A 24729-nucleotide genomic window follows, 5' to 3' on the forward strand; every position below is an offset into this window, starting at 1 on the left:
TACAGGGAAAGGACTGCCGATGATCGTAGCTGCATCCGCGATGTCGACCCTCGGGCTGGGGCTGGGGTTGCTGCTGGGGCTGGCGGCGCGGCGCTTTCATGTCGAGACACCGCCGCTGCTCGGCGAGATCGAGAAGATCCTGCCCGGCACCAATTGCGGCGCCTGCGGCTTTGCGGGCTGCGCCGGGCTGGCACTGGCGATGTCCGAGGGCGCGGCGCCCATCACCGCCTGCCCGCCCGGCGGGCGCGAGGTGGCGCTGGCGCTCGCCGAGATCGTCGGCATCGAGGAGGGCGCCGAGGCCTCGATTGCCGGCATGGCCGAACTGCAACCGATGGTCGCCTTCATCTTCGAGGATCATTGCACCGGCTGCGGCAAATGCTTCAAGCGCTGCCCGACCGATGCCATCGTCGGCGCGGCCAAGCAGATCCATACCGTGGTGATGGATGCCTGCATCGGCTGCGATGCCTGCGTCGATATCTGCCCGACCGAGGCCATCGTCACGCGCCGCAAGCCGCGCACGCTGAACAACTGGTACTGGGACAAGCCGGCGCTCGCCTTTGGCGCGGCCGCCCCCGGCCGAAGCGCGGGGACAGCCTGATGGCCTTCCCCTCACTCGCCGCCCTGCTCCGGCCCTCGCAGATCTTCGCGGTCCGCGGCGGCGTGCACCCCGAGCCGGGCAAGCACCTGACGGCCGAGGCCGAGGTGCTGGACATGCCGGTGCCGCCGCTGGTCCGGGTGCCGCTGCAGCAGCATTCCGGCGCGATGGCCGAACCCTTGGTGCGGCGCGACGATATCGTGCTGAAGGGCCAGCTGATCGGCCAGGCCCGCGGCGCGATGTCGGCCAATATCCACGCGCCCACCTCGGGCCGGGTGATCGCTGTGGGGCATTTCACCGCCCCGCACCCGTCAAACCTGCCGATCCCGACCATCACCATCCGCAGCGATGGCGAGGATCGCTGGGGCCCGCGCCTGCCGCGCCTGCGCCCCGAGGATGCGAACCCCGACGAGATCGCCGCGCAGATCGAACGCGCAGGCATCGTCGGGCTGGGGGGCGCGGCCTTTCCGGCAGCAGTCAAGCTGAACCAGCGCCGGAAATACGCGCTGGACCTGCTGCTGCTGAACGGCGCGGAATGCGAACCCTACCTGACCTGCGATGACCGGCTGATGCGCGAACATGCCGAGGGGTTGGTCGATGGCGCGGGCATCATGGCCCGCGCGCTTGGGGTCAGCCGGATCGTCATCGCCGTCGAGGCCAACAAGCCCGAGGCGATCGCCGCGCTGCGCCGCTACAAGCATGCGCTTGGCATCGCGCTCTCGGTCGCGGTGGTGCCGACGCAATATCCGATGGGCTCGGCCAAGCATCTGGTGCTGGCGGTCACCGGCAAGGAAACCCCCGCCCGCGCCCGCACCGCCGAACTGGGAGTGCTGGTCTACAATGTCGGCACCGCCCATGCCGTGCATCTTGCGGTGCGCTACGGCGAGCCGCTGATCTCGCGCATCCTCACCGTTTCGGGCCGCGCCATCGCCCGCCCGGCCAATGTGCGGGTGCTGATCGGCACGCCGGTTGCCGATGTGATCGCCTTTTGCGGCGGGCTCACGGCCGAGCCGGACCGGGTGCTGCTTGGGGGCCCGATGATGGGGCTGCCAATCCAGAACCTGCGGGTGCCGGTGGTCAAGGGCACCTGCGGTATCCTCGCGCTGTCCGCCGCCGAGACCCGCGCCAGCGCGCAGATGCCCTGCATCCGCTGCGGATCCTGCGTGCAGGCCTGCCCCTGCGGGCTGACCCCGTTCGAGATGAACGCCCGCATCCATGCCGGCGATCTGGACGGGGCGGTGAAGGTCGGCCTGATGGATTGCATCGCCTGCGGCGCCTGCGCCTATGCCTGCCCGTCCAGTATCCCGTTGGTGCAGGCCTTCGACCATGCCAAGGGCAAGCTGGCCGAAACCCAGAGCCGCAAGCACCAGCAGGAGGAAACCCGGCGGCTGGCCATCGCGCGCCAGGCCCGCGAGGCCGCGATGGCCGAGGCCAAGCGGCAGGCGATGGCCCGGCGCAAGGCCGAGATGGCGGCGCGCAAGGCGACCGAACCCGGCGCCGCGGTGGCAGAGCTGCCCCCCGCACAGGCCGCGCCATGACCCTGCACATCACCGGCGCTGGCCCCCATACCCACACGCTCTTCACCGTCTCGCGCACCATGCAGGCGGTGATCGCGGCGCTGACGCCGGCCACCGGCTTCGCGCTCTACCAGTTCGGCTGGCCGGCGATCTTCCTGTTCCTTGTCACCCTGCTCTCGGCCTGGCTGTTCGAGGTGGCGTCGCTCTGGGTCGCGCGCCGCCCCATCGCGCCCTTTGCCCGCGACGGATCGGCGCTGCTGACCGGCTGGCTGGTGGCGATGACGTTGCCCCCCTATGCGCCCTGGTGGGTGGGGGTACTGGGATCGGGCATCGCCATCGTCATCGGCAAGCACCTGTTCGGCGGGCTCGGACAGAACCTCTTCAACCCGGCGATGGTGGCGCGGGCGATGCTGGTGATCGCGCTGCCGGTGCAGATGACCACCTGGGTGGTGCCGCCGGGCCTGCTGAACGGCCCCGACCTCTGGCAGGGCCTCGCCATCACCTTCGCGGGCGCGCAGGAGTATGACGCCATCTCCTCCGCCTCTACCCTCAGTCAGATCCAGAGCCAGCTTGGCGCCGGGGCCAGCATGGCCGAGATCGCGCCGACGCTTCCCGACCTGCGCGCCCGGCTGATCGGCCTCATGCCCGGCAGCCTGGGCGAGACAAGCACGCTACTGATCTTGCTGGGCGGGCTCGGGCTGATGGCCATGCGGATCATCTCGCCGGTGATCCCGCTGTCGGTTCTGGGCGCGCTGGCGGTGCTGTCGGGGATCAGCGCTGCGCTGGCCCCGGGCCGTTTCGCACCGCCGATGCTGCACCTGACCTCGGGCTCGGTGATGCTGTGTGCCTTCTTCATCGCCACCGACTATGTCACCTCGCCGGTCACCGCCGCGGGCAAGATGGTCTATGGCATCGGCATCGGCGCGCTGATCTTCGTGATCCGCAGCTTTGGCGCCTTCCCCGAGGGCGTGGCCTTCGCGGTGCTGCTGATGAACGCCTGCACCCCGCTGATCGAAACCTATGTCCGCCCGCGGATCTTCGGCCGAACCCGCAGCGGCAAACCCTTGCCCGCGCCCGGCAGCCCGCCGCGGGGCAAGCCATGACCACCGTCCCGCCTCCCGCCGCAGCCCCCACCGGCTCCCCCCTCCGGCTGGCGCTGATGCTGGGCCTGTTCTCGCTGGTCTCGGCGCTGCTGCTGTCCTGGGCCAGCGAGGCCACGCGCGCCCCCATCGCCGCCCGCGCCGCCGAAGACCTGCGCGCCTCGCTGCGGCAGGTGATCCCCGCCGATCTGCATGATAATGACCCCGCCGCCGACCTGCGCATCCTGCACGACGCTGAGGAAGGCAGGGTCACCGTCCATGTCGCAGCCAGGGGCAGCACCGTCACCGGCCTGGCCTTCGAGCTGACGGGCCCGGGTTACAGCGGCGCAATCCGGGTGCTGATCGGCCTCGCCCCCGATGGCAGCCTGCTGGGGGTGCGGGTGCTGTCGCATACAGAAACGCCCGGCCTTGGCGACAAGATCGAGCGCGCCAAGAGCGACTGGATCGAGGCGTTCGACGGATTGTCGCTGACCGATCCCGGCCCCGCGGGCTGGAAGGTGCAGCGCGACGGTGGCCAGTTCGACCAGTTCTCGGGGGCCACCATTACCCCGCGCGCCGTGGTCCGCACCGTCCATCGCGGGCTGACCCTGTTCGCGCGTCACCGCGCAGAGCTGACCGCGCCCTTGCCCAGACCCCCTGACACGGAGCAACAGCGATGACCGAATACTACGGCAAGATCCTCCGCGACGGGCTCTGGGACAAGAACATCGTCACCAGCCAGTTGCTGGCGCTCTGCCCGGCGCTGGCGGTCACCGGCACCGCCACAAACGGGCTTGGCATGGGGCTGGCTACCACCGCCGTGCTGATCCTGTCGAACCTTGCCATTTCGGCGCTGCGCCGGGTGATCGCCCGCGAAATCCGCATCCCCGCCTTCGTGCTGATCATTGCCTGTATCGTGACGGTGGTCGATCTGGCGCTCAACGCCTTCGCCCATGACCTGCACAAGGTTCTGGGCCTGTTCATCGCGCTGATCGTGACCAATTGCGCGATCCTTGGCCGGGCCGAGGCCTTCGCCTCGCGCCGCGGCCTGGCCGCCTCGGCGCTGGACGGGTTGGCAATGGGGCTTGGCTTCACCGCGGCGCTGACGCTGATCGGCGCGCTGCGAGAGCTGCTGGGGTCGGGCACGATCTTTGCCCAGGCCTCCTTGCTGCTGGGTCCGCGCTTCGCCTTTCTGGAACGGACGGTGTTTCCGGATCATCCGGGCTTCCTGATCCTCATCCTGCCGCCCGGCGGCTTCATCGTTCTGGGGCTGATCCTGGCGCTGAAAGCAATGCTGGAAGCCCGCAAGCCCGGCCTGAGGCAGGAGCTTGAGGCGCTGCGGGGCGAGCGGATGTTCATCGCGGCGGGGGCGCTGGAACCCCGGGCCGACACCGGAGCCCAAGCCGGAGAGCCGTCATGATCGTGGGCGTCGCCTATGCCAAGCCGACGGTGCAGGTCTGGAAACATGTCGATGTGCCCGAGGCGGCCACCCCGCGCGAGGCTATCGAACGCTCAGGGTTGCTGGCCCAGTTCCCTGAAATCGACCTTGCGGTGATGAAGGTCGGCATCTTCGGGCAGATCTGCCCGCTCGACCGGCCGCTGAAGGAGGGCGACCGGGTCGAGATCTACCGCCCGATCCATCCCGAGGCCGAATTTCTGGAAAAGACCCGTTAAGGACCACCCGCCCAAAGGAGACTTCCCGATGCCAGATCCCAGCCGCCGCGCCTTTGCCCTTGGCCTTGCCGCCTGTGCCGGACTGGCCGGTGTGGGCCTTGCCGCGCGCCCCGCAAGCCAGCTTGTCGTCATCGGCGGCGGCCCGGCCGGGGCCGCCGCCGCGCTGGCACTGCGCCGCGCGAACCCGCGGGCCGAAGTGCTGCTGGTCGAGCGTGACCCGGCCCGCCTTGCCGCCACAGATACGGACCCGGCCGCCGCCCGCTTCAGCCCGCCGCGCAGCGGGGCAAGCCTTGCCCGGCTGACGGCGGCGGGCATCGGGGTGATGCTGGACGATGTGATGCAGATCGACTGGTCCGCCGCGCGGGCAGAGCTGTTCTCGGGCCGCCGCATCGCCTTTGACGCGCTATTCCTTGCCCCCGGCACTGCAGCGCGCAACGAGGCGATTGCCGGTCTCGATGCCCATGCCCGCCATGCCTGGCCCGCCGCCTGGGGCAACCCGCGCGAGGCCCGGCGGCTGGCGGCGCAGCTGGCCGCCTTGCCCGCCGCCGGGCATGTGGTGCTGCGCCTGCCGCCCGCCGGGCTTGGCCATCCCGAGGCCGCGCTTGGCCGCGCGCTGGCGCTGGCGCAGTATCTGACCGCGCAGCGGCCCGCCGCCCGGCTGACGGTGCTGGATGCAGACCCCATCTCAGCGCTGGCCCCGGCCTTCGCCAAATCCGCGGCGGAGCGGGGCATCCTGCGCCAGGTCACCTGGGTTACCGCTGCCGACGGGGCGGGCCTGCGCGGCGTCGATGCCCGGCGCGGGCTGCTGGACACCGAAGCGGGGCTGATCCGCGCCGATGTCGTCAACTTCGTCCCGCCGCAGCAGGCCGGAACCATCGCCGTGACCGCCGGTCTGGTGGACGACAGCGGCTGGTGCCCCTGCGATGCGGGGGGCCGCTCGGCCCGGCGGCACGGCGCGGTCATTCTGGGCGATGCACGCAAGGGCGCCAAGCGAACGCTTGCCGCGGCGCTGGCCTCGGCGACCCGGATCGGCTGACCCCGGCCCGCCCCTCTTCAAGGCGACACAAGGAGGTGCTATACAGCGCCAACCGGTGACCCCGTCCCACTCCGGCCATCGCAAGCTTCGGCGGAAATCGGCGCCTGTCCATGCCCGATTTGACACTCTGCCGGATCACAAGCAGTGTTCTTCCGCCAGAGCAGGGCGACAAGCGTCCCGGAGAGACGACAGATGATCAGAGCCTATCCCCAGCAGGTCGTTGCGGCCGCCATGCAACCGCTTGCCGAGGTTGACGTGCCCCCCGCCCTGCGCGCAAGTATCCAGCGGCAGGGCCAGACGCTGCTTGCGCTTGCGGCTAATCTCTTGCACGCGGGGCTGGATGAACAACAAGTGCGCAGCGTCGTCGATAAGGCCTTCGCCTCGTATCGGGATGAACTGATCGCCGCGATTGTGGCACTGAGAGAGCGTGATGAAACATAACCAACGGGTGCAGGACGAAATGGGGCGCCTGGCGGCCCTGCGTCGCTACGCCATCCTCGACACGCCCGCCGCGGAACCTTTCGACAAGCTGACCCAGCTTGTCCGCGACGTTCTGGGCGTGCCCATCGCCGCCGTCAGCCTGGTCGACGCCGAACGCCAGTGGTTCAAGTCCATCGTTGGGCTACCCGTCTGCGAGACCTCGCGCGAGGTGTCGTTTTGCAGCCATGCCATCCGGCGGAACGAGCCGATGCTGGTTCCGGACGCCACAGAAGATCCGCGCTTTGCAATGAACCCGCTGGTGACAGGCGATCCCGGGATCCGCAGCTATCTTGGCATCCCGCTGACCACGCCCGATGGCTACAATCTGGGCGCGCTCTGCGCGATTGATACCCAGCCGCGCCGCTTCGATGCCACCCAGATCGCGGTGATGCAGAGCTTTGCCAACCTGGTTCTCAACGAGCTGGAGCTGCGGCAGATCGCCATGAGCGACGGCTTGACCGGCGCGATGACCCGCCGCGGCTTGGTCGAGGCCGCCGAGCGAGAGATCGCACGGTCCCGCAGATACGGCAGCGCGGCATCGGTCATCGTGCTGGATGTAGACCACTTCAAGCTGGTGAATGATGTCTATGGCCACCCCACCGGCGACGCCGTCCTGCGCATGATTGCGCAGCGATGCATGGGCGCCTTGCGGGAGGGGGACCTGTTCGGCCGCCTCGGCGGCGAAGAGTTCGCGGTGTTGCTGCCGCAGACCGATGCCAAGGGCGCGCTCGACCTGGCAGAGCGGCTGCGCGAGGTGGTGGCCGCCGCGCCGGTGGATGCCAATGGCGTTTCGCTGCGCGTGACCGCCAGTTTTGGCGTCTGCAGCCTGACAGGTGACATCGAGACAGCCGATGTCTGGCTGGCTGTGGCCGATGCCCTGCTCTACGAGGCCAAGGCGGGCGGGCGAAACTGCTGTCGCAGTTCGGTGCCCAGCCAGTAGCCGCTGCGGCCGTCAATGGGATGACTGGCCGTGCAACAGCGCTCTGTCATCCCCCCGCAGGCAAAAGACCGTATCGCGTTTCCAGCGCCCCCTCGACCTGCGCCGCGAACTTTGCCGCGGCGACCGGCAGGGTGCGGCCGCGCAGCTGACACAGGTAAAGCCGCCCTTCGGGAATGTCGCGGGTATCGACGGGGCGCGAGATGACGCCTTCGCTTGCCGCCTCGCCCGGCAAGCCGATGGGGATCTGAAAGCTGATCAGCTGCTCTTGCGCCGGATAGCGGCGCAGAAAGTCGAAATTATCGGATTCGAGCACGGTTCGCAGCCGAACGGAAAACCGCAAAAGCGCAAGGTCGATCAGCGCCCGCACCCCGTATTGCGCTGTCGGCAGCCCCACCGGATAGGCCGCGCAATCGCGCAGCCTGACGGTTTCACGCCCGGCAAGCGGGTGGTCGGTGGCCATTACCGCATGGATCTGCTGGCGAACAGTGGACAGGATCTGCACCTCTGACAGCCGGATCGGCTCAAAGACCAGCGCAAGGTCGGCCGAATGTTCGACCAGCGCTGCCTCTGCCGCGGCGCGGTCGCGCAGATGCACACCAAAGCTGACGCCCGGATGCGCGCGGCGGTAGCGGCCGATCTGCTCGGGCAGGAAGAACGGTAGCAGCGCCTGCGAGCAGGCGATCGAGACATGGCCGCGCCGCTCGCCGGCAAGATCGGCAAGCTGGCTGCGAAGCCGCTCAAAATCCGAGGCCTGATTGCGCAGATGGGTCACCAGCAGCTCTCCGGCGGTCGAAAGCCGCACACCGCGCGGCAACCGCTCGAAAATCGGCACGCCCAGATCCTCCTCCAGCGCCAGAACCCGGCGGTTCAGCGCGGTCGAGGTGATCGACAGCATCTCGGCCGCCTTCCGGATCGACCCGGCGCGGGCGATCACGTCGATGAACTGATGCGGCGCGAGTGGATGCATGAGTGGTGCAATTCCTGCAGCGGTTGACTGCAAAACTAGCACAAGACGGCAGCGGTTCAATCCCGCATCCTTGCCCTCAGATATCCCGAGCGGGGCGAGTCGCCGGCCAGACGGCCAGCACAACAACGCCCCCGGACCCTGACATGGAGACGCGAAATGCCCGCCCCCTATCTCTTGCCCCGCTCCACCCTGTCGCGCCGTGATCTGCTGCGCGGCACTGCAGCCCTTGGCGGCGCCGCGGCGCTGTCGGCCCTGCCCCGTCCGCTGCGGGCACAGGGCGATCTGACCGTGGGGTTCCTCTATGTCGGCCCGCGCGACGACTTTGGCTACAACCAGGCACACGCGCTTGGGGCGGCGGCGGTGAAAGAGATCCCGGGCGTCATCGTGGTCGAAGAGGAAAACGTCCCCGAGACCAATGATGTGCAGCAATCGATGGAATCGATGATCAACCTTGACGGGGCGGCGCTGCTGTTCCCCACCTCGTTCGGCTATTTCGACCCCCATATCCTGACGACCGCGCCCAAATACCCCGATGTCCGTTTCCAGCATTGCGGCGGCCTGTGGACCGAGGGCCATCCGGCCAACGCCGGCAGCTACTTCGGCTATATCGGCATGGGCCAGTACCTGAACGGCGTTGCGGCGGGTCATGTGACCAAGTCAAAGAAGATCGGCTTCGTCGCGGCCAAGCCGATCCCGCAGGTGCTGCTGAACATCAACTCCTTCCTGCTGGGGGCCCGCGCGGTGGATCCGTCGATCACCTGCCAGGTCATCTTCACCGGCGAATGGTCGCTGGCCGTTAAGGAGGCTGAGGCGACCCATGCGCTGGTCGATGCCGGCTGCGATGTCATCACCTGCCATGTCGACGGGCCCAAGGTCGTAGTCGAGGTGGCGTCGGGCCGCGGCGCCTATGTGGGCGGCTATCATGCCGACCAATCCTCGCTGGCGCCCGAGCTATACCTGACCGGCGCCGAATGGAACTGGGCCAAGGTCTATACCGACATGGTTACCGCCACGCTGAACGGCGAGCCGATCCCGAACTTCGTGCGCGGCGGGCTGGCCGAGGGCTTCGTCAAGATGTCACCGCTTGGCCCGGCGGTGCCCGATGCCGGCCGCGCCCAGTTCGAGGCGATCAAGGCCGAGATCGAGAAGGGTGGCTTCAGCGTCATCAAGGGCCCGCTCAAGGACAATCAGGGCAATGTCGTCGCCACCGAGGGCCAGGCCTTCCTTGAGACCGATCCGGTTCTGGAAGGTATGAGCTACCTCGTCGACGGCGTCCTCGGCGCCACCTCGTAAGGCGCGCGCAGATGGCGGTCGCGGAACAGGGAATGCAGGGCGCGGGCGGCGGGCTGGCACTTCTGCGCCGGGCAGAGCCGGTGGCGATCCCGGTGCTGGCACTGATGGCGGGCCTCGGGGTCTTCGGGCTGTTCCTGCTGACGCAGGGCCGCTCACCGCTGGCCTTCATGACTTATGTCTGGCAGGGCGGCTTCGGGTCAGCCTTTTCGTGGCAGAACACGCTGTCGCGCACCGCGCCCTTGCTGATGGCGGCGCTCTGTGTGGCACTTCCGGCGCGGCTGGGGCTGGTGGTGATCGGCGGCGAGGGTGCCATCGTGCTTGGCGGCGTTGCCGCTGGGGCATTGGCGCTGCCGCTGGCCACCGCACCGGGCGCGATTGGCGTCCCGCTGATGGCACTGGCGGCGATGGCGGTCGGCGGGCTTTGGATCGGGGCGGCGGGCGCGCTGCGACATTACCGCGGGGTGAACGAGACAATCTCCAGCCTGCTGTTGTCCTATATCGCCATCGCGCTGATGAACCATCTGGTCGAGGGGCCGCTGCGTGATCCCGCCAGCCTGAACAAGCCCTCCACCGCGCCGCTGGCCGAACCGCTGCGCGTGGGTGATCTGCCGGGACTGTCGGTGCATTGGGGCCTGGCCCTCGGCATCCTCGCATGCCTCCTCGCCTGGGTGCTGATCGAGCGCACGACCTGGGGCTTTGCCGCCCGTATCGCCGGCGGCAATGTCCGCGCGGCGCAGGTGCAGGGGCTGCCGGTGGGCAAGCTGATCCTGGGCTTCTCGGCGCTTGGCGGCGCCTTTGCCGGGCTGGCCGGATATTTCGAGGTGGCGGCCGTGCATGGCTCGGCCAATGCCTCGCTGGCGGCGGGCTATGGCTATACCGGCATCCTGATCGCCTTTCTGGCCCGCCACAATGCGCTGGCGATCATCCCGGTGGCGATCCTTCTGGCGGGGTTCGACGCCTCATCGGGCCTTGTGCAGCGGCGGATGGATCTGCCCGATGCCACGATGCAGGTGCTGCAGGGCATCGTGTTCATGGCGATTTTGATGTCGGACGCGGCCTATGGCCGGCTGCCCTTCTTCAAGACGAAAGGATAGGCGGCGCATGGAAAACGACCTTGGCCTCTGGGCCGTCCCCCTTGCGGTCATCGGCGGAGCGATCCGCGTGTCCACCCCGATCCTGTTCGTCAGCCTGGGCGAGACGCTGACCGAGCGGTCGGGCCGCATCAACCTTGGCCTTGAAGGCACGCTGGTTCTGGGCGCCATGACCGGATACGCGACCGCGGTGATGACCGGCAGCCCCTGGGCGGGCGTCCTTGTGGCGGCGCTTGCCGGGGCGATGTTCGGGCTGGTGCATGGGTTGATCTGCTCGATGTCCCGGGTCAACGACATCGCCATCGGCATTGCCATGATGCTTCTGGGCAGCGGGCTTGCCTTCTACTTCGGCAAACCCTTCATCCAGCCCGCCGCGCCGGACCTGCCGGCCATTCCCCTTGGCGGCTGGTCGAGCCTGCCGCAGGTGCAGGCGGCGCTGACCGTCAACGTGCTGTTCGTCATCGGCATCGCCGCAGCGCTGGCGCTGGCCTGGGCGTTGCGCAGCACCCGCCCCGGCCTGATCCTGCGCGTCGTGGGCGATTCCACCGATGCCGCCCGGGCGATGGGCCTGAACCCTGCCCTGATCCGCACGGCGGCCACCGCGCTTGGCGGCGCCTTTGCCGGGGTCGGCGGCGCGTATCTGTCGCTCTACTACCCCGGCAGCTGGAATGAGGGCATCTCCTCGGGTCAGGGCCTGATGGCCGTCGCGCTGGTGATCTTCGCGCGCTGGTCGCCGGTCAACTGCCTCTGGGCTGCGCTGCTGTTCGGCGGGGCGGGTGCGCTTGGCCCGGCGCTGCAATCGGTCGGCGTGACGCAGGGCTACTACCTCTTCTACGCCGCGCCCTATGTGCTGACGCTTGGCGTGCTGATCGCCACCTCCTCGCCAAGCCGTGCGCTCAGCGGCGCGCCGGGCGAGCTGTCCATCACCAAATGAGGATGCCATGACCACCCTGCCCTCCACCCCCTACGCCTGGCCCTGGAATGGCGATCTGCGGCCCCAGAACACGGCGTTGATCATCATCGACATGCAGACCGATTTTTGCGGCGAGGGCGGCTATGTCGACCAGATGGGCTATGACCTGACGCTGACACAGGCACCGATCGGCCCGATCAGGGCAGTGCTGGCGGCGATGCGTGCCAAGGGTTACCACATCCTGCACACGCGCGAGGGCCACCGCCCCGACCTGTCGGACCTGCCGCCGAACAAGCGCTGGCGCAGCCGGCAGATCGGCGCGGGCATCGGTGATGACGGGCCCTGCGGCAAGATCCTGATCCGGGGTGAGCCAGGATGGGACATCATCCCCGAGCTCTATCCCATTGCCGGCGAGGCGATCATCGACAAACCCGGAAAGGGCAGCTTCTGCGCCACGGACCTTGAGCTGATCCTGCGCACCCGCGGCATCGACAACCTGATCCTGACCGGGATCACCACCGATGTCTGCGTCTCCACCACCATGCGCGAGGCGAATGACCGCGGCTTTGAATGCCTGATCCTGTCGGATTGCTGCGCGGCGACCGATCCGGGCAACCATACTGCCGCGCTGAAGATGGTCACCATGCAGGGCGGCGTCTTCGGGGCGGTGTCGGACAGCGCCACCCTGATCGAGGCGCTGCCATGAAGCCCTCCCTGCACATCGTCGGCGCCGAGCCGATGCCCGAGGGCGCGTTGGCGGTCGAGACGCTTGGCATGACCATGCGCTTTGGCAGCTTCACCGCGCTGGACAACGTGTCGGTCAAGGTGCCGGCGGGCACCTTCCACGCGCTTTTGGGCGAGAATGGCGCGGGCAAGTCCACGCTGGTGAAATGCATGATGGGCTTTTACCACGCGACTGCGGGCCAGATGCTGATCGGCGGGCGCGAGGCGGTGATCGGTGATCCGCGCGATGCCCATAGCCTTGGTCTTGGCATGGTCTATCAGCATTTCACGCTGGTGCCCTCGCTGACCGTGGCCGAAAATCTGGTCATCAGCCGCCGCGACACGCCCGGCATCATCGACTGGCCGCGCGAGCGCAAGGCGCTGGCCGAGTTCATGGAATACATGCCCTTCCGCGTGCCGCTGGATCAGCCGGTGATGCGGCTGGCCGCGGGCGAGAAGCAGAAACTTGAAATCCTCAAGCAGCTCTACCTTGGCCGCCGCTTCCTGATCCTGGACGAGCCGACCTCGGTGCTGACCCCGGATGAGGCAGACGAGGTGCTGGGGCATGTCCGCGCCCTGTGCTCGGCCGGCACGATCAGCGTGATGATGATCACCCACAAGTTCCGCGAGGTGACTGCCTTTGCCGATGACGTCTCGGTGCTGCGCCGGGGCAAGCTGGTGGGAGAGGGCTGCGTCAGGGATCTGTCACATGGCGACATGGCCGCGATGATGATCGGCGCCGAAAAGCCGCTTGTGCCTGCTGCGCGTGAGGGGATGGCGGGCGCCGAGGTGCTGCGGGTGCGCGGCGTGACGGCGCGGGACCGTTCCGGCCTCAAGGAAATCACCATCGACGACCTGAAGGTCTGCGCCGGCGAGATCGTGGGCATTGCCGGCATCTCGGGCAATGGCCAGATGGAGCTGATGGAGGTGCTGACCGGCCAGCGCGCCGCCAGTGCCGGCGTGGTGGAGGTCAAGGGCCAGCCCTACCGCGCCACGCGCGACCAAAGTCAGGCGCTGGCCGTGCGCTACCTGCCCGAGGAGCCGCTGAAGAACGCCTGCGCCGGGCGGCTGAGCGTGGTGGAGAACATCGCCTTCCGCAGCTTTGACCGCAGCGAAACCGGCCGCCGCTTCTGGCTGTCCGGCGCCGAGATGCGCAAGCGCGGGGTGGATCTGATTGCGGCCTTCAAGGTTCGCACCGCCTCGCCCGATGCGCCCATCGCCTCGCTGTCGGGGGGCAATGTGCAACGCGCGGTGCTGGCGCGGGAGCTGACGGGCAAGGTCGATCTGCTGGTCATCTCAAACCCCTGCTTCGGGCTGGATTTCTCGGCTGTGGCCGACATCCGGGCGCGGATCGTGGCGGCCCGGAACGCCGGCTGCGCGGTGCTGCTGATGAGCGAGGATCTGGACGAGGTGATGGAACTGTCCGACCGCATCCTTGTCATGTCCGAGGGCCGCATCGCCTATGAGGTGGCGGCGGCCCATGCCGACCTTGCCACCATCGGGCACCACATGGGAGGGCACGCCTGATGGCCAGCATTCCGGGCGCCCTGCCCTTCGCCTTTGACCTCGACCCGGCCAGCACCGCGCTGATCGTGATCGACATGCAGCGCGACTTCATCGAACCGGGCGGCTTTGGCGCCAGCCTTGGCAATGACGTGACGCGGCTGCAGGCGATCATCCCCACCGTGGCCGCCCTTCTGCTGGCCGCGCGCCAGGCGGGCCTGCCGGTGATCCACACCCGTGAATGCCACCGGCCCGACCTGTCGGACCTGCCGCCCGCCAAGCGGGACCGCGGCACCCCCACCTTGCGCATCGGCGATCCCGGGCCGATGGGCCGCGTCCTGATCGCCGGCGAGCCGGGCGCCGATATCGTGCCAGAGCTCGCTCCCCTGCCCGGAGAGATCGTGCTCGACAAGCCCGGCAAGGGTGCCTTCTACGCCACCCCGCTTTCGGACCACCTCGCCCAGTTTGGCACCAAGGCCCTGATCTTCGCCGGCGTCACCACCGAGGTTTGCGTGCAGACCACCATGCGCGAGGCGAATGACCGCGGCTTCGTTTGCCTGCTGGCAGAGGATGCCACCGAAAGCTACTTCCCCGCCTTCAAGGCCGCGGCGGTCGAGATGATCCGCGCGCAGGGCGGCATCGTCGGCTGGACGGCGACGACCGCCGAGATTGCCGCGGCGCTGACGGGGGGCACGGCATGACGGCTCCGATGATCTTCCCGGACCTTCTGGCAAGCTGGCAGGGCCGCGCGTTTCAGCCCTTCCGCGACGGGGTGGAGATCTGCCCGCTGCTGGAGGGCGCCCCCGGCGTGGCGCTGCTGCGCTATGCCCCGGGCGCCGGCGTGCCGCGCCATCTGCATCCGGGGCTGGAAACGATCCTGGTGCTGGAGGGCGTGCAAAGCGACGAGCGCGGCGACTATCCCGCCGGCACCCTGATCCTGAACCCCGAGGGAACGGCCCATTCCGTGTGGTCGGTGCCGGGCTGCACCGTGCTGATCCAGTGGAACCGCCCCGTGGAATTCCTGCCCTGAAGAAGTGACCGACATGACCCTGACCCCCCTTGCCGCGCTGTCCTTCGACATCGCCAGCCTGCACGCCGCGTATGCTGCGGGCGCCTCGCCCGCGGATGTGCTGTGCGAGGCCTTTGCCCGGATCGCCGCGGCCGAGGATCCGGCGATCTTCATCCACCTGCGCAGCGTGGATGACGCCGTGGCCGAGGCAGAGGGCCTGCCGCCCTTCGACCCGGCGGCCTTCCCGCTGTGGGGCGTGCCCTTCGCCATCAAGGACAATATCGACGTGGCGGGGGCGCCAACCACCGCTGCCTGCCCGGCCTTTGCCTATCTGCCGGACGAGGACGCGTTCGTGGTGGCACGGCTGCGCGCGGCGGGCGCGATCTGGCTGGGCAAGACCAACCTTGACCAATTCGCCACCGGCCTTGTCGGCGTGCGCTCGCCCTACGGGGTGCCGCGCAACGCACTCGATCCGCAGATCGTGCCCGGCGGCTCGTCCAGCGGGTCGGCGGTGGCGGTTGCGCGCGGGCTGGTCAGCTTCGCGCTTGGCACCGACACGGCGGGCTCGGGCCGGGTGCCGGCGGCGCTGAACAATATCGTGGGGCTGAAGCCCTCGCTGGGGGCCCTGTCCGGGACGGGCATGGTGCCGGCATGCCGGACGCTCGACACGATCTCAGTCTTCGGGCTGACGGTCGATGATGCCTGGACAGCCACCCGTGCCGCCTGCGCCTTTGACGCGGCCGACCCGTGGTCGCGCCCGGTGCCGATGTCGGCGCTGCCCGGCACGCCGCAGGGGCTGAGCATCGGCATTCCGGATGCGGCGTCGATAGAGTTTTTCGGTGACGCGGCGCAGGCAGAGGCTTTCGCGGCCGCAACTGAAACCCTGCGCAGCATGGGCCACAGTGTGCGCGAGATCGACTTCACCCCGTTCTACGATGTCGCAAAGCTGCTTTATGACGGGGCCTGGGTCGCCGAGCGCATGGCCGCGGTGGAGCCGCTGTTCCGCGCGGACCCCGGCGCCTTTCATCCGGTGACCGCGCAGATCATCGGCGCGGCCGACCGCCTGTCAGCCGCCGATGCCTTCCGCGGCCTCTACCGGCTTGCGGCGCTGAAGCGGGTGGCGGCCGCGGCGATGGCGGGGCTGGATCTGCTGGCGGTGCCCACGATCCCGACCTTCTACACATTGGCAGACCTCACGGCCGATCCCATCGGCCCGAACAGCCGCCTTGGCACCTACACCAATTTCGTCAATCTTCTGGACCTCTGCGGCATCGCCGTACCCACCGGCCCGCGCCGCGACGGGCCGCCGGGCAGCGTGACGCTGCTGGCGCGCGGAGGGCAGGATGCGCTGGCGGCAAGTCTCGCCCGAAGCCTTCATGGCCGGGCCGCCCGCGACATGGGCGCCACTGGCCATCCACTGCCCCCGGCGGCGGCGCTTGGGCCGCAGGCTCTGCCATCAGAACTGCCACTGGTGCTTGTCGGCGCGCATATGGCGGGGCTGCCGCTGAACCCGCAGATCACCGCGCTTGGCGGCCGGTTCCTGACGCAGACCAAAACGGCGCCGCATTACCGGCTCTACCGGCTGAAGGGGGCGCCGCCCGCCCGCCCCGGCCTGATCCGCAGCGAAACAGGCGCCGCCGCCATCGACGTCGAGGTCTGGGCGCTGCCACTGGCGCGGGTGGGGGAGTTTCTGGCGGCAATCCCCTCGCCGCTCGGCCTCGGCCGGGTGGAACTGGCGGATGGCAGCCTCGTCACCGGCTTTCTGGCCGAACCCTTCGGCCTTGCCGGCGCCGAGGAGATCACCGCCTTGGGGGGCTGGCGCGCCTTCCTTGCCGCCGGGACCGGCTGAGCCGCTCCTTAGTCGCCCGAGGCATAGAGCAGCGCGATATCGCGGTGATAGAGCTCGCAGGGCCCGATCTGGGCCCGCAGGACGGCCTGGACCGGTTCCAGCACCACGGCGCAGCCATTGGCAAACCGGAACTCGCGGTCGCCGTTTGACAGGCGGCTCTGGACCGGCACCTCATCCATCGGGCGGGTGGTTGTCGTTTCGGTCTGGGTGCAGGCGGCGACAAGCAGCAGCAAGACAAGCGGGATTGATTTCATCTATCGGTCCTCCGGGTTCCAAGGCCTAACGAAGATGTGAGCCTCTGGTTCAATGCGCCGCCCGCCGCAGGTACCCTTAGGCGGAAAAGCGCCGGGGCAGCCTCAGCCCGCGCGCACCACCACCCGGTTGCGGCCGCCGGCCTTCGCCTCATAGAGGGCCCCATCGGCCACGCGGATCAGCGCTTCGGGGGCGGCGGGCGCGGCGCAGAAGGCCATGCCGAAGCTGAGCGTGACGGCGATTCCCGCGCCACCTTCCGCACATTCCGCCTCAAACGCCGCGGCGATGGCAAGGCGCAGACGTTCGGCCACAGCGGCGGCGGCGGCGGGGCCGGCATCGTTCAGAATCAGCGCAAATTCCTCGCCGCCATAGCGGAACACAAGGTCATCGGCCCGGGCCTCGGCCACCAGCACCTCTGCCACCCGGCGCAGCACCCGGTCGCCCTCGACATGGCCATAAGTGTCATTGATCCGCTTGAAATGATCGACATCGCCCATCAGCAGCGCAAAGCCCGGCTGTCCCGCCGTCAGCGCCCCCAGCCGCGCCCCAAGCGCCGCGTCGAACTCGCGCCGGTTCAGCAGCGAGGTCAGCCCGTCGCGCCGCGCATGATCGGCCAGTTGCTCGCGCTGCTGCTGAATGGTGCGGGTCATGGTGTTGAAAGCCTCGGCCACGGCGGCCAGCTCGGGCGGGACGGTGATGTGCACAGGTATTTCGTGGTGGCCCGAGGCGAAGCGCTCTGCCCCCGCCACCAGTTCATCGGCGCTGAGCACGATGGCACGGTTCACGATGAAGGCGCCGATCCCCATCATCCCCAGCGACAGCAAGATTGCGCCAAGCGCGCCCAGTTCCAGCCGCTGGAAAGCAAGCAGCGCCGCGGCATGGTTGGTCTCGCCCGCAATGCGCATCTGGTCGAGCACGGCTTCAAGCTGGCGCGCGGCGACGGGAAATTCCCGTTCCACCGCCAGCACCTGTTCCAGATCGGTGACGCTGCGCCCAAGGCTCTCGCGGGGCCGCGCCAGCACCTCGGCGGCATCGGCCGAGGCCCGCGTCCACTCCTGCCGCGCCACCGCGACCTGTTCGGCGTTTTCCGGCGCCACCGCAACCTCGATCCGCGCGAACTGTGCCTCGACCCGGGCCCGGGCCGCTTCGAAGGCATCACGCTGTGCGAGCTCGCCAGTCAGCACATAGGCATTCACCGCTTCGGTGATCGTCCAGTAGTCGCCCTGGATCCGTTCAAGGCTGATCAGCAGATCATGCTGGCGGGTCAACACATCGCGGAACGGCTGCACAACGGTCTGGTGATAGACCGCATAGCCAATGGCGCTGCTGACCAGCAGCGGCAGCACGGCACAGACCATCGCCAGCGCAATCCAGCTGCGCAGCGACTGGCGGCGGAAGAACCGCATCGGGCGGCTCATCGAGGTCCCAGTCGGGACGGCGGCCGGGGGGTGCAGGGTCATGTGTCTTCGCCAGTTCGGGTGGTTGCCTCAGGGTCGGGGGGGGTATCACCACAAGGTTTCCACAGCGTCAAGCGCTGCGGACAAAGCCCCCGCGCCAGCCCTCCCTGCAGACCACGGACACACAACACCCCTCAACCCTTATCACGGCTCGGGGTACGGAGCATCGGTTTTCGGGCGCGTCCCGACGGCGGCCTACCCCAGCCGCGCCGCCTGCGGCAGCAGCCAGATGCCACCTGGCGGCGCGGTGTTCACGCAAAGCTGGCAGCGATAGGCGCCCGACAGCAGCGGGTCCGTCATCACCTCGGCCGGGCGGCCGGCGGCGGCGATGCGGCCCTCGGCCATCAGCACCATGCGGTCGGCATGCATCGCGGTCAGGTTCAGGTCATGCATCACCGCGACCACGCCGCCCCCCGCATCGGCAAAGCGGCGCAGGACCGACATCACCTGCAACTGGTGCCCGATATCCAAGCTGGCGACGGGTTCATCGACGAACAGCCAGCACGGATACTCTGCCCGCCGCGCCTGCCAGACCTGCGCGCGCACCCGCGCCAGATGCCCCCGCGCCTGCTCGCCGCCCGACATGTCCTGGAAGAAGCCGTCGATCTTGGCCGACAGACCCACCTCCTCCACCGCCGCCTCGACGATGCCGGGCAGATGCGCGGCATGGCCCGCCTCATGCCCCATCCGCACGATCTCGCGCAGCGTGAACGGGAAGCCCACCGCCGTGGCCTGCGGCAGCACCGCCCGGCGCAGCGCGAGTTGCCGGGGCGAGAGGTCGGCGAGCCGCACCCCATCGAGGCTGATCGAGCCCGGCCCCGGCAGATCGCGCGTCAGCCGGCGCAGCAGCGTTGTCTTGCCCGACCCGTTCGGCCCGACGATGGCGGTGATATGGCCGGGGCGCGCCTCGAACTCGACCCCGTGCAGGACATCGCGCCCGCCAAGGCTCGCCCCCAGATCGGCTGCCAGAAGCATCTCAGATCTCCATCGTGGCGCGGCGCGCGAGCAAGATCCACAGGAACACCGGCGCACCGATCAGCGCCATGATGATGCCGATGGGCAGTTCGGCGGGGGCGACCACGACGCGCGAGAAGGTGTCAGCGCCGATCAGCAGCGTTGCCCCGAACAGCGCCGCGGCGGGCAGCAGCGTGCGATGGTCCGGCCCGATGGCAAGGCGCAGGATATGCGGCACCACGATGCCGACAAAGCCGATCCCGCCCGACACCGCGACCGAGGCGCCGGTCATCGCCGCCACCGCAAGGATCGCGCCGCGCTTGACCGCCTCCACCGGCACGCCCAGATGCCGCGCCACCGCCTCGCCAAGCGCCATCGCGTTCAACCCGCGCGCGAGGAACGGCGCGGCGGCGAGCCCGGCGATCAGCACCGGCGCGGCGGCCCAGACCTTGACCCAGTTCGCGCCCGCCAGCGAGCCGAGGCCCCAGAAGGTCAGGTCGCGCAGCTGATTGTCATCGGCCAGATAGATCAGGATCCCCGTCGCCGCCCCCGCCAGCGCCCCGAGCACGATCCCAGCCAGCAGCATGGTGGCAATGGACGTGTGGCCGCGCAGGCTGGCAACGCGGTAGAGGATCAGCGTGGTCGCCCATCCGCCGAAGAAGGCGAAGAGCGAGACCATGTACATCCCCGTCACCGCCTGAACCGCCGCGGGCATCACGCCCCCCAGCACGATGGCGATCACCGCGCCAAGCCCGGCGCCCGCCCCGACCCCGACCAGCCCCGGATCGGCCAGCGGGTTGCGGAACAGCCCCTGCATCAGCGCCCCCGACACCGCCAGCGCCGCGCCGACCAGCATCCCCAGGATCAACCGCGGCAGGCGGATATCCAGCAAGATCGCCCGCTCGGCCGGGTTCAGATCGCGGGTGAACAGCTCCCAGGGCAGCAGTCCCGAGGCGCCGATGCTGAGGCTGAGGCAGGCCATCGCCGCCAGCAGCAGCGCAAGGCCCGTCGTGACCGCAGGCACCGCAAGGCGCGGCGCCCGGATGGCGGGGGTGAAGGGGATAGCGGTCATCTCAGGGCGCGTCTGGGTAGAGCGCGGCGTGCAGCGCGGCAATCGCCTCGGGCGTGCGCGGGCCAAACCCCAGCAGGAAGGTGCCCGGCATCCGCACCACGCGCCCGTCCAGTGCCGCGGGCGTCTGCGCCAGTGCGGGATGGGTCAGGTATTCGTCACTCCCGTGCGAGGCGCCCTCGCCCCGCTCCATCGCCAGGATCACGTCGGGCGCGGCGACGGCGATCGCCTCGTCGGTCAGCGCCTTGTAGCCCTCGAAGCTGTCGATGGCGCTGGTGCCGCCCGCCAGCGCGATCATCGCGGCGGCAGCGGTATCAGTGCCCGCCCCCATCAGCCGCCCGCCGCTGTTGCCAAGGATGAACAGCACGCGCGGCGGCGGCCCGTCCTCGGCGGCGACCTTGGCAAGCGCCGTCTGCATCTGCGCCTCAAGGTCCGCTGCAAGCGCCTCGCCCTTCTCGGGCACGTCCAGCGCGTCGGCCACGCTCCGCACCTTGGCGAGCACGCCGTCCGGCGAGAACTCGTCCGGCACTGTCACCGTTAGCACCCCGGCACCGGCCAGCGTGTCCAGCGTCTCAGCGGGGCCAGCACCCGACTCCATCAGGATCAACTCCGGCGACACTGACAGCACCCCTTCGGGCGACAGCTGGCGCATGTAGCCAACATCGGGCAGCGCCTCCACCTCGGCGGGCCAGGTCGAGGTGCTGTCGCGCCCGACCAGCCGGTTCTGCTCACCCAGCCGGTAGACGATCTCGGTGACCGACCCGCCGATGGCCAGCACCCGCTCCTGCGCCGCAGCCCCCAAAGGCAGCAAGGCCAGCGCCGCCGTCAGAAGACCCCGCGCGCTCATGCTGCCACCGCTTCGAGATCGGGCAGCGCCGCGACAAGCGCGTTCCAGCCCGCGACCGCCTCGTCGCCTGCGCGCAACACGCCGAAGATCTGCGCGATCAGCGCCCCGCGCGCGTCGAAGCACTCCACCGAATGCGCCGGGCCCCGCTGGGTGTTCTTCACCACCGCATAGGTCTCGGCGATATGGTCCATCCGCAGATGCAGATCGAAGCCGGGATCGAGCACGTTGATCCATGGCCCCATCTCCACCACGCGGGTGATCGGGCCGGTATGGATCTCGATCATGCCGCGGTTGCCGACGAAGACCATGATCGGCACGCCCGACCCGGCGGCGGCGTGCATCAGCGCCTCCACCGATTTCGGCGCGAGCTGCCGCACATAGGGCGCGCCGGCGATGCGGTAGGCGCCGAGGCGGTTCATCTTGAGCCGCGATGTCAGGCGCATGAACTGGTGGGTGTCGGTCATGTCATCCCAACCCTGCCGCAGCTCCTCTGCCCGCTCTGGGTTGGCCTTGGGCACTTCGGGCGGCTGGCGGGGCGACAGCTCCAGCACCTGTGCCTGATCCTCCAGCCGCAGCGCCTCCACGAACGGCCCCCAATGCGCGGCGTCGCTCTCGGCACGCAGGTGGATCTTGTGGACGGCATCGCCCGCCGCGTCGAAGATCTGCACGGACCGGCGCGGGCCGTTCGGGCCGGCCTCCTCCACTGCAAAGGCGTGGACCCAATGGCTGGGGAAAACCCGCAGGTCGATGGTGTCATTCACCATCAGGCCCGCATGGGGACCGGGGCGATACTCGTCATAGACCCCGACCTTCTCGATCACGCAGCTGTCGTTGCGCGTCAGCGCCATCACCGGGCCGAAGGCCGTGAGCAGCGGCATGATCGCATCTGGATGCGCCGCGATGCGCGTGGCTTCGGCCCCCACCATCGCAGCGCAGATCTCGGCCTCGGCAATGCCAAGGCTTTCCGCCAGATCACGGGCGCGCATCTTCGGCTCTGCCGCACGGGCGGCGCGGATCTCTTCGGGGCTATGCGCGCTCATGGCGGCTCCTTTCAGGCAAGGGTGTGCGGGAGGGCCAGCGCGGCCCTCCCGAAGTCAGGATCAGAATTGCAGGCTGGTGCCGACATAGAGGGTGCGGCCCTGCCCCTTTTCACCCGAGGACAGCCACGGCGTGTAATCGGTGTCGAAGGCGTTCTCGATCTTGGCGTTCAGCTGGACGCTGTCGTTCAGCTTGTAGCTGGCGAAGAGATCCACCAGCTCATAGCTGTCGTCGCGCTGGACAGGCACCTGCTGGTAGAGTCCGGTGTAAAGACCGCCCGACACGAAGCTGTACTCGGCCCCCAGCGTCATGCGGTCCTGCAAGAAGCGCCCTGCGATGCTGGCCGAGAGCGTGGAGTCCGGCAGGTACTGCCCGGCGCCAAGGCCCGGCGTCTGGCTGGGGATGTCGCTGTCATTCTTGGTGTAGGACAGGCCCAGATCGAGCTGGCGGTACGAATAGGCCAGCTCCACCTCAACCCCGCTGGTTTCCGAGGTGCCATCGACATTGGCGAAGGCCGTGCCGACCTGGCCAAAGGCGTTCCTGAACCCGAAGGCCGTGACGACATAGTCATCAACGTCCATCCGGTAGTAGTTCACCCGGCCGGTCAGGCTGTCGCCACTGGCAAACAGATCGGCGCTGTCGAGGTTGAAGCCGATCTCGTAGCCCTGAGAGGTTTCGGCCTCCAGTTCCGGGTTGGCGATCATGCTGGTCCCACCGCCCGGATGGGTGCCGCCCAGCATGGTTTCCTGCAAGGTCGGCGAGCGCATGGTGCGCGAGACGGTGGCGTAGGGCTGCAGCCAGTCGGTGACGCGGTAGGCCACGGTCAGCTTCGGATCGACAGAGCGGTTGGTGATGTCGATCTCGCCCTGTGAGGCTTCGCCGTCCAGCGCATATTCATTGGCGCGCAGGCCAGCGGTCAGTTCCCACTTGCCATTGACGAAGATGTTTTCCGAGAAGATCGAGGCGCGGTCCGCGGTGCCGTCGGTCGGGTTCACCCCGCCATCCTTGCCGCCCAGATCGTCCTGCGAAATCTCCAGCCCGTTGATGCTGGTCAGCGACCAGTTCCCGAAGGCAAAGCGCGAGGTATTGGTCAGATCGAAGCCCGTGGTCTCGGTCGACAGTTTCCGCCCGACATAGGACCCGGTGCCACCCACCCATTCGGTTTCGGTATCGGCCCGGTAGAGGTTCGCCTTCAGGTCGATCAGGTTGTCGCCGGCATCATAGCTGTATCCCAGCTTGTAGATGTCGGAGGTCAGCTCCTGATCATAGCTGGTGGCAAAGAAGCTGGTGTCATAGCGCGAGGCCATGAAGGTCACGCGCTGGCTGGCATCGATATTGTAGCCCAGCTTGAACAGGGTCGAGACGACATCTTCATCGGTATTTGCCACGGTGTCGCCGTCGCCATCCTCATAGTCCTCCGACAGGTGCCGGCTGTAGCCAAGCAGCATGTCGAAGCGGTCATCGCGGTAAGCGATCGCCGCCATGCCCGAGTGGTTCTCGCCATTATCGCCATAGGTCAGCCGCGAGATGCCGCCGAATTTCTGGCCGTCGCGCACCACATCCTTGGCGTCGATGGTCGAGAGGTTGACCGAGCCGGCAATGCCGGTGCCGCCGGTGGTGGTGACGGCGCCGCGGATGATCTCGACCCCGCTAAGGAAGTTCTCATCGACAAAGGCGGCGCTTTGCGCGGCATGCCCGGTGAGGCGGAATTGCTGCGGCACGCCATCGACCGACATCGCCACGCGGCCCGAGCCTTCAAACCCGCGAAGGTTCACCGCGATGCCGGGGTTGCCCGGATCTTGCTGCGTGAAGACCGAGGTCTGGCGGCGCAGGATGCTGTTCACATCGGTGACGCCGACGCCCGATTGCAGGTCGTCCGCGTCGAGGCTGGTGGTGTTCTCACCCGCGAAGATCGGCGCGCCGTCTTCGTCATAGCCCACGATCACGATGGTATCGAGCTGGATGGTCTCTTGCGCGGCCAGCGGGGCGGCGGCAAGCGTCAGGCAGGTTGTGCCCAGCAGAACGGCGGCAAGATGCCGGTTGGAAGGTCGCATCGGTGGTCCCCCAGAGGAAGCGGTTGCTGGCTTCGCTGGCGGACGTGCTGGCGGTGGCGTTTGGATATGTGCGGGATTTCGCTTATCTGAGTGAACTAGTCAAGTACATGTGAGAAGGAATGTTTCGGCGGTGCAAGGTGCTTCGGTTTGCACCATCGCCGAGCAAAAGGAAGATGCCACCCCCGCCTGTTGCAGCCCGCTTGCGAAACGGCTGCCCGAGGCGTAAAATGCACACCATACCCACAACCGGAAAGGAGAGGACATGTCAGAGCTTGCATCCCTCCGGGCCGGGGCCGTCTGAGCGGATCTTCCGCCGCCGCCCTGCCCGTCTGATCGTCACCGGCGCCTGACCCGGCGCCAGCGTTTCAGTCTTTTGCGAGGGCCTTCCC

General features: G+C 68.5%; 25 protein-coding genes. 17 read left to right on the forward strand and 8 right to left on the reverse strand.

Going from position 1 to position 24729, the window contains the following annotated elements; all coding sequences use genetic code 11:
• The first annotated feature begins 19 nt into the window (after window positions 1-19).
• The 9 genes from Q8S30_RS08610 to Q8S30_RS08650 all read left to right on the forward strand — a co-directional run bounded on the left by Q8S30_RS08610 (window position 20) and on the right by Q8S30_RS08650 (window position 7321).
• Window positions 20-598 (forward strand): RnfABCDGE type electron transport complex subunit B, encoded by a 579-nt coding sequence (locus Q8S30_RS08610; RefSeq protein WP_305665598.1) that lies wholly within the window; start codon window positions 20-22, stop codon window positions 596-598.
• A complete protein-coding gene (gene rsxC / locus Q8S30_RS08615) occupies window positions 598-2133 on the forward strand; it encodes an electron transport complex subunit RsxC (protein WP_305665599.1) in 1536 nt (511 codons plus the stop codon). Before Q8S30_RS08610 ends, rsxC begins: the two co-directional genes overlap by 1 nt.
• Window positions 2130-3215, forward strand: a complete 1086-nt coding sequence (locus Q8S30_RS08620; RefSeq protein ID WP_305665600.1) for an RnfABCDGE type electron transport complex subunit D — start codon at window positions 2130-2132, stop codon at window positions 3213-3215. The genes rsxC and Q8S30_RS08620 overlap by 4 nt, the downstream gene beginning before the upstream one ends.
• Complete coding sequence (rsxG, locus tag Q8S30_RS08625) at window positions 3212-3871, forward strand: electron transport complex subunit RsxG (RefSeq protein ID WP_305665601.1); 660 nt, start codon at window positions 3212-3214, stop codon at window positions 3869-3871. The genes Q8S30_RS08620 and rsxG overlap by 4 nt, the downstream gene beginning before the upstream one ends.
• A complete protein-coding gene (locus Q8S30_RS08630) occupies window positions 3868-4611 on the forward strand; it encodes an electron transport complex subunit E (RefSeq protein WP_305665602.1) in 744 nt (247 codons plus the stop codon). The genes rsxG and Q8S30_RS08630 overlap by 4 nt, the downstream gene beginning before the upstream one ends.
• Entirely contained in the window at window positions 4608-4865 is a 258-nt protein-coding gene (locus Q8S30_RS08635; RefSeq protein ID WP_305665603.1) for an RnfH family protein, read from the forward strand. Before Q8S30_RS08630 ends, Q8S30_RS08635 begins: the two co-directional genes overlap by 4 nt.
• A 28-nt stretch (window positions 4866-4893) precedes the next feature.
• A complete protein-coding gene (locus Q8S30_RS08640; RefSeq protein WP_305665604.1) occupies window positions 4894-5901 on the forward strand; it encodes an FAD-dependent oxidoreductase in 1008 nt (335 codons plus the stop codon).
• 192 nt (window positions 5902-6093) lie between these two features.
• Window positions 6094-6342 (forward strand): hypothetical protein, encoded by a 249-nt coding sequence (locus tag Q8S30_RS08645; protein ID WP_305665605.1) that lies wholly within the window; start codon window positions 6094-6096, stop codon window positions 6340-6342.
• Window positions 6332-7321, forward strand: coding sequence for a sensor domain-containing diguanylate cyclase (locus Q8S30_RS08650; RefSeq protein ID WP_305665606.1), 990 nt, complete (start codon window positions 6332-6334; stop codon window positions 7319-7321). The genes Q8S30_RS08645 and Q8S30_RS08650 overlap by 11 nt, the downstream gene beginning before the upstream one ends.
• A 46-nt stretch (window positions 7322-7367) precedes the next feature.
• Here Q8S30_RS08650 and Q8S30_RS08655 read toward each other — a convergent pair whose 3' ends face one another.
• Window positions 7368-8288, reverse strand: coding sequence for a LysR substrate-binding domain-containing protein (locus Q8S30_RS08655; protein ID WP_305665607.1), 921 nt, complete (start codon window positions 8286-8288; stop codon window positions 7368-7370).
• 156 nt (window positions 8289-8444) lie between these two features.
• Between Q8S30_RS08655 and Q8S30_RS08660 the strand changes: the two genes are divergently transcribed.
• Genes Q8S30_RS08660 through atzF form a run of 8 tightly spaced genes read left to right on the forward strand, consistent with a single transcriptional unit; the run spans window position 8445 to window position 16669 of the window.
• Window positions 8445-9581, forward strand: coding sequence for a BMP family ABC transporter substrate-binding protein (locus Q8S30_RS08660; RefSeq protein WP_305665608.1), 1137 nt, complete (start codon window positions 8445-8447; stop codon window positions 9579-9581).
• An 11-nt stretch (window positions 9582-9592) separates the two neighbouring features.
• The gene (locus tag Q8S30_RS08665; RefSeq protein WP_305665609.1) at window positions 9593-10675 is read left to right on the forward strand and encodes an ABC transporter permease; all 1083 of its coding nucleotides are present in this window, start codon (window positions 9593-9595) and stop codon (window positions 10673-10675) included.
• A 7-nt stretch (window positions 10676-10682) separates the two neighbouring features.
• On the forward strand, window positions 10683-11606 hold the full coding sequence (locus Q8S30_RS08670; protein WP_305665610.1) for an ABC transporter permease: 924 nt from the start codon (window positions 10683-10685) through the stop codon (window positions 11604-11606).
• Window positions 11607-11613: 7 nt separating this feature from the next.
• Window positions 11614-12291: a cysteine hydrolase family protein gene (locus Q8S30_RS08675; protein ID WP_305665611.1), complete on the forward strand. Its 678-nt coding sequence runs from the start codon at window positions 11614-11616 to the stop codon at window positions 12289-12291.
• The gene (locus Q8S30_RS08680; RefSeq protein ID WP_305665612.1) at window positions 12288-13835 is read left to right on the forward strand and encodes an ABC transporter ATP-binding protein; all 1548 of its coding nucleotides are present in this window, start codon (window positions 12288-12290) and stop codon (window positions 13833-13835) included. The genes Q8S30_RS08675 and Q8S30_RS08680 overlap by 4 nt, the downstream gene beginning before the upstream one ends.
• On the forward strand, window positions 13835-14512 hold the full coding sequence (locus Q8S30_RS08685) for a cysteine hydrolase family protein (RefSeq protein ID WP_305665613.1): 678 nt from the start codon (window positions 13835-13837) through the stop codon (window positions 14510-14512). Before Q8S30_RS08680 ends, Q8S30_RS08685 begins: the two co-directional genes overlap by 1 nt.
• Window positions 14509-14841, forward strand: a complete 333-nt coding sequence (locus Q8S30_RS08690; RefSeq protein ID WP_305665614.1) for a cupin domain-containing protein — start codon at window positions 14509-14511, stop codon at window positions 14839-14841. Before Q8S30_RS08685 ends, Q8S30_RS08690 begins: the two co-directional genes overlap by 4 nt.
• A gap of 13 nt (window positions 14842-14854) precedes the next feature.
• Window positions 14855-16669 (forward strand): allophanate hydrolase, encoded by a 1815-nt coding sequence (gene atzF / locus Q8S30_RS08695; protein WP_305665615.1) that lies wholly within the window; start codon window positions 14855-14857, stop codon window positions 16667-16669.
• A gap of 8 nt (window positions 16670-16677) precedes the next feature.
• On the opposite strand, the gene Q8S30_RS08700 is transcribed toward atzF, so the two are convergent.
• From Q8S30_RS08700 to Q8S30_RS08730, 7 genes are all read right to left on the reverse strand, one after another.
• On the reverse strand, window positions 16678-16923 hold the full coding sequence (locus Q8S30_RS08700; RefSeq protein WP_305665616.1) for a hypothetical protein: 246 nt from the start codon (window positions 16921-16923) through the stop codon (window positions 16678-16680).
• Between the two features lie 102 nt (window positions 16924-17025).
• On the reverse strand, window positions 17026-18381 hold the full coding sequence (locus Q8S30_RS08705) for a GGDEF domain-containing protein (protein WP_305665617.1): 1356 nt from the start codon (window positions 18379-18381) through the stop codon (window positions 17026-17028).
• Between the two features lie 192 nt (window positions 18382-18573).
• Window positions 18574-19353: a heme ABC transporter ATP-binding protein gene (locus Q8S30_RS08710; protein WP_305665618.1), complete on the reverse strand. Its 780-nt coding sequence runs from the start codon at window positions 19351-19353 to the stop codon at window positions 18574-18576.
• Window position 19354: 1 nt separating this feature from the next.
• A complete protein-coding gene (locus Q8S30_RS08715; protein ID WP_305665619.1) occupies window positions 19355-20404 on the reverse strand; it encodes an iron ABC transporter permease in 1050 nt (349 codons plus the stop codon).
• A gap of 1 nt (window position 20405) precedes the next feature.
• Window positions 20406-21248 (reverse strand): hemin ABC transporter substrate-binding protein, encoded by an 843-nt coding sequence (locus tag Q8S30_RS08720; protein WP_305665620.1) that lies wholly within the window; start codon window positions 21246-21248, stop codon window positions 20406-20408.
• A complete protein-coding gene (locus Q8S30_RS08725; protein ID WP_305665621.1) occupies window positions 21245-22288 on the reverse strand; it encodes a hemin-degrading factor in 1044 nt (347 codons plus the stop codon). Before Q8S30_RS08725 ends, Q8S30_RS08720 begins: the two co-directional genes overlap by 4 nt.
• Before the next feature lie 60 nt (window positions 22289-22348).
• The gene (locus Q8S30_RS08730; RefSeq protein WP_305665622.1) at window positions 22349-24340 is read right to left on the reverse strand and encodes a TonB-dependent receptor domain-containing protein; all 1992 of its coding nucleotides are present in this window, start codon (window positions 24338-24340) and stop codon (window positions 22349-22351) included.
• Window positions 24341-24729 lie beyond the last annotated feature (389 nt).

The organism is Frigidibacter sp., assembly GCF_030695035.1.
Classification (GTDB): Bacteria; Pseudomonadota; Alphaproteobacteria; order Rhodobacterales; family Rhodobacteraceae; genus Frigidibacter.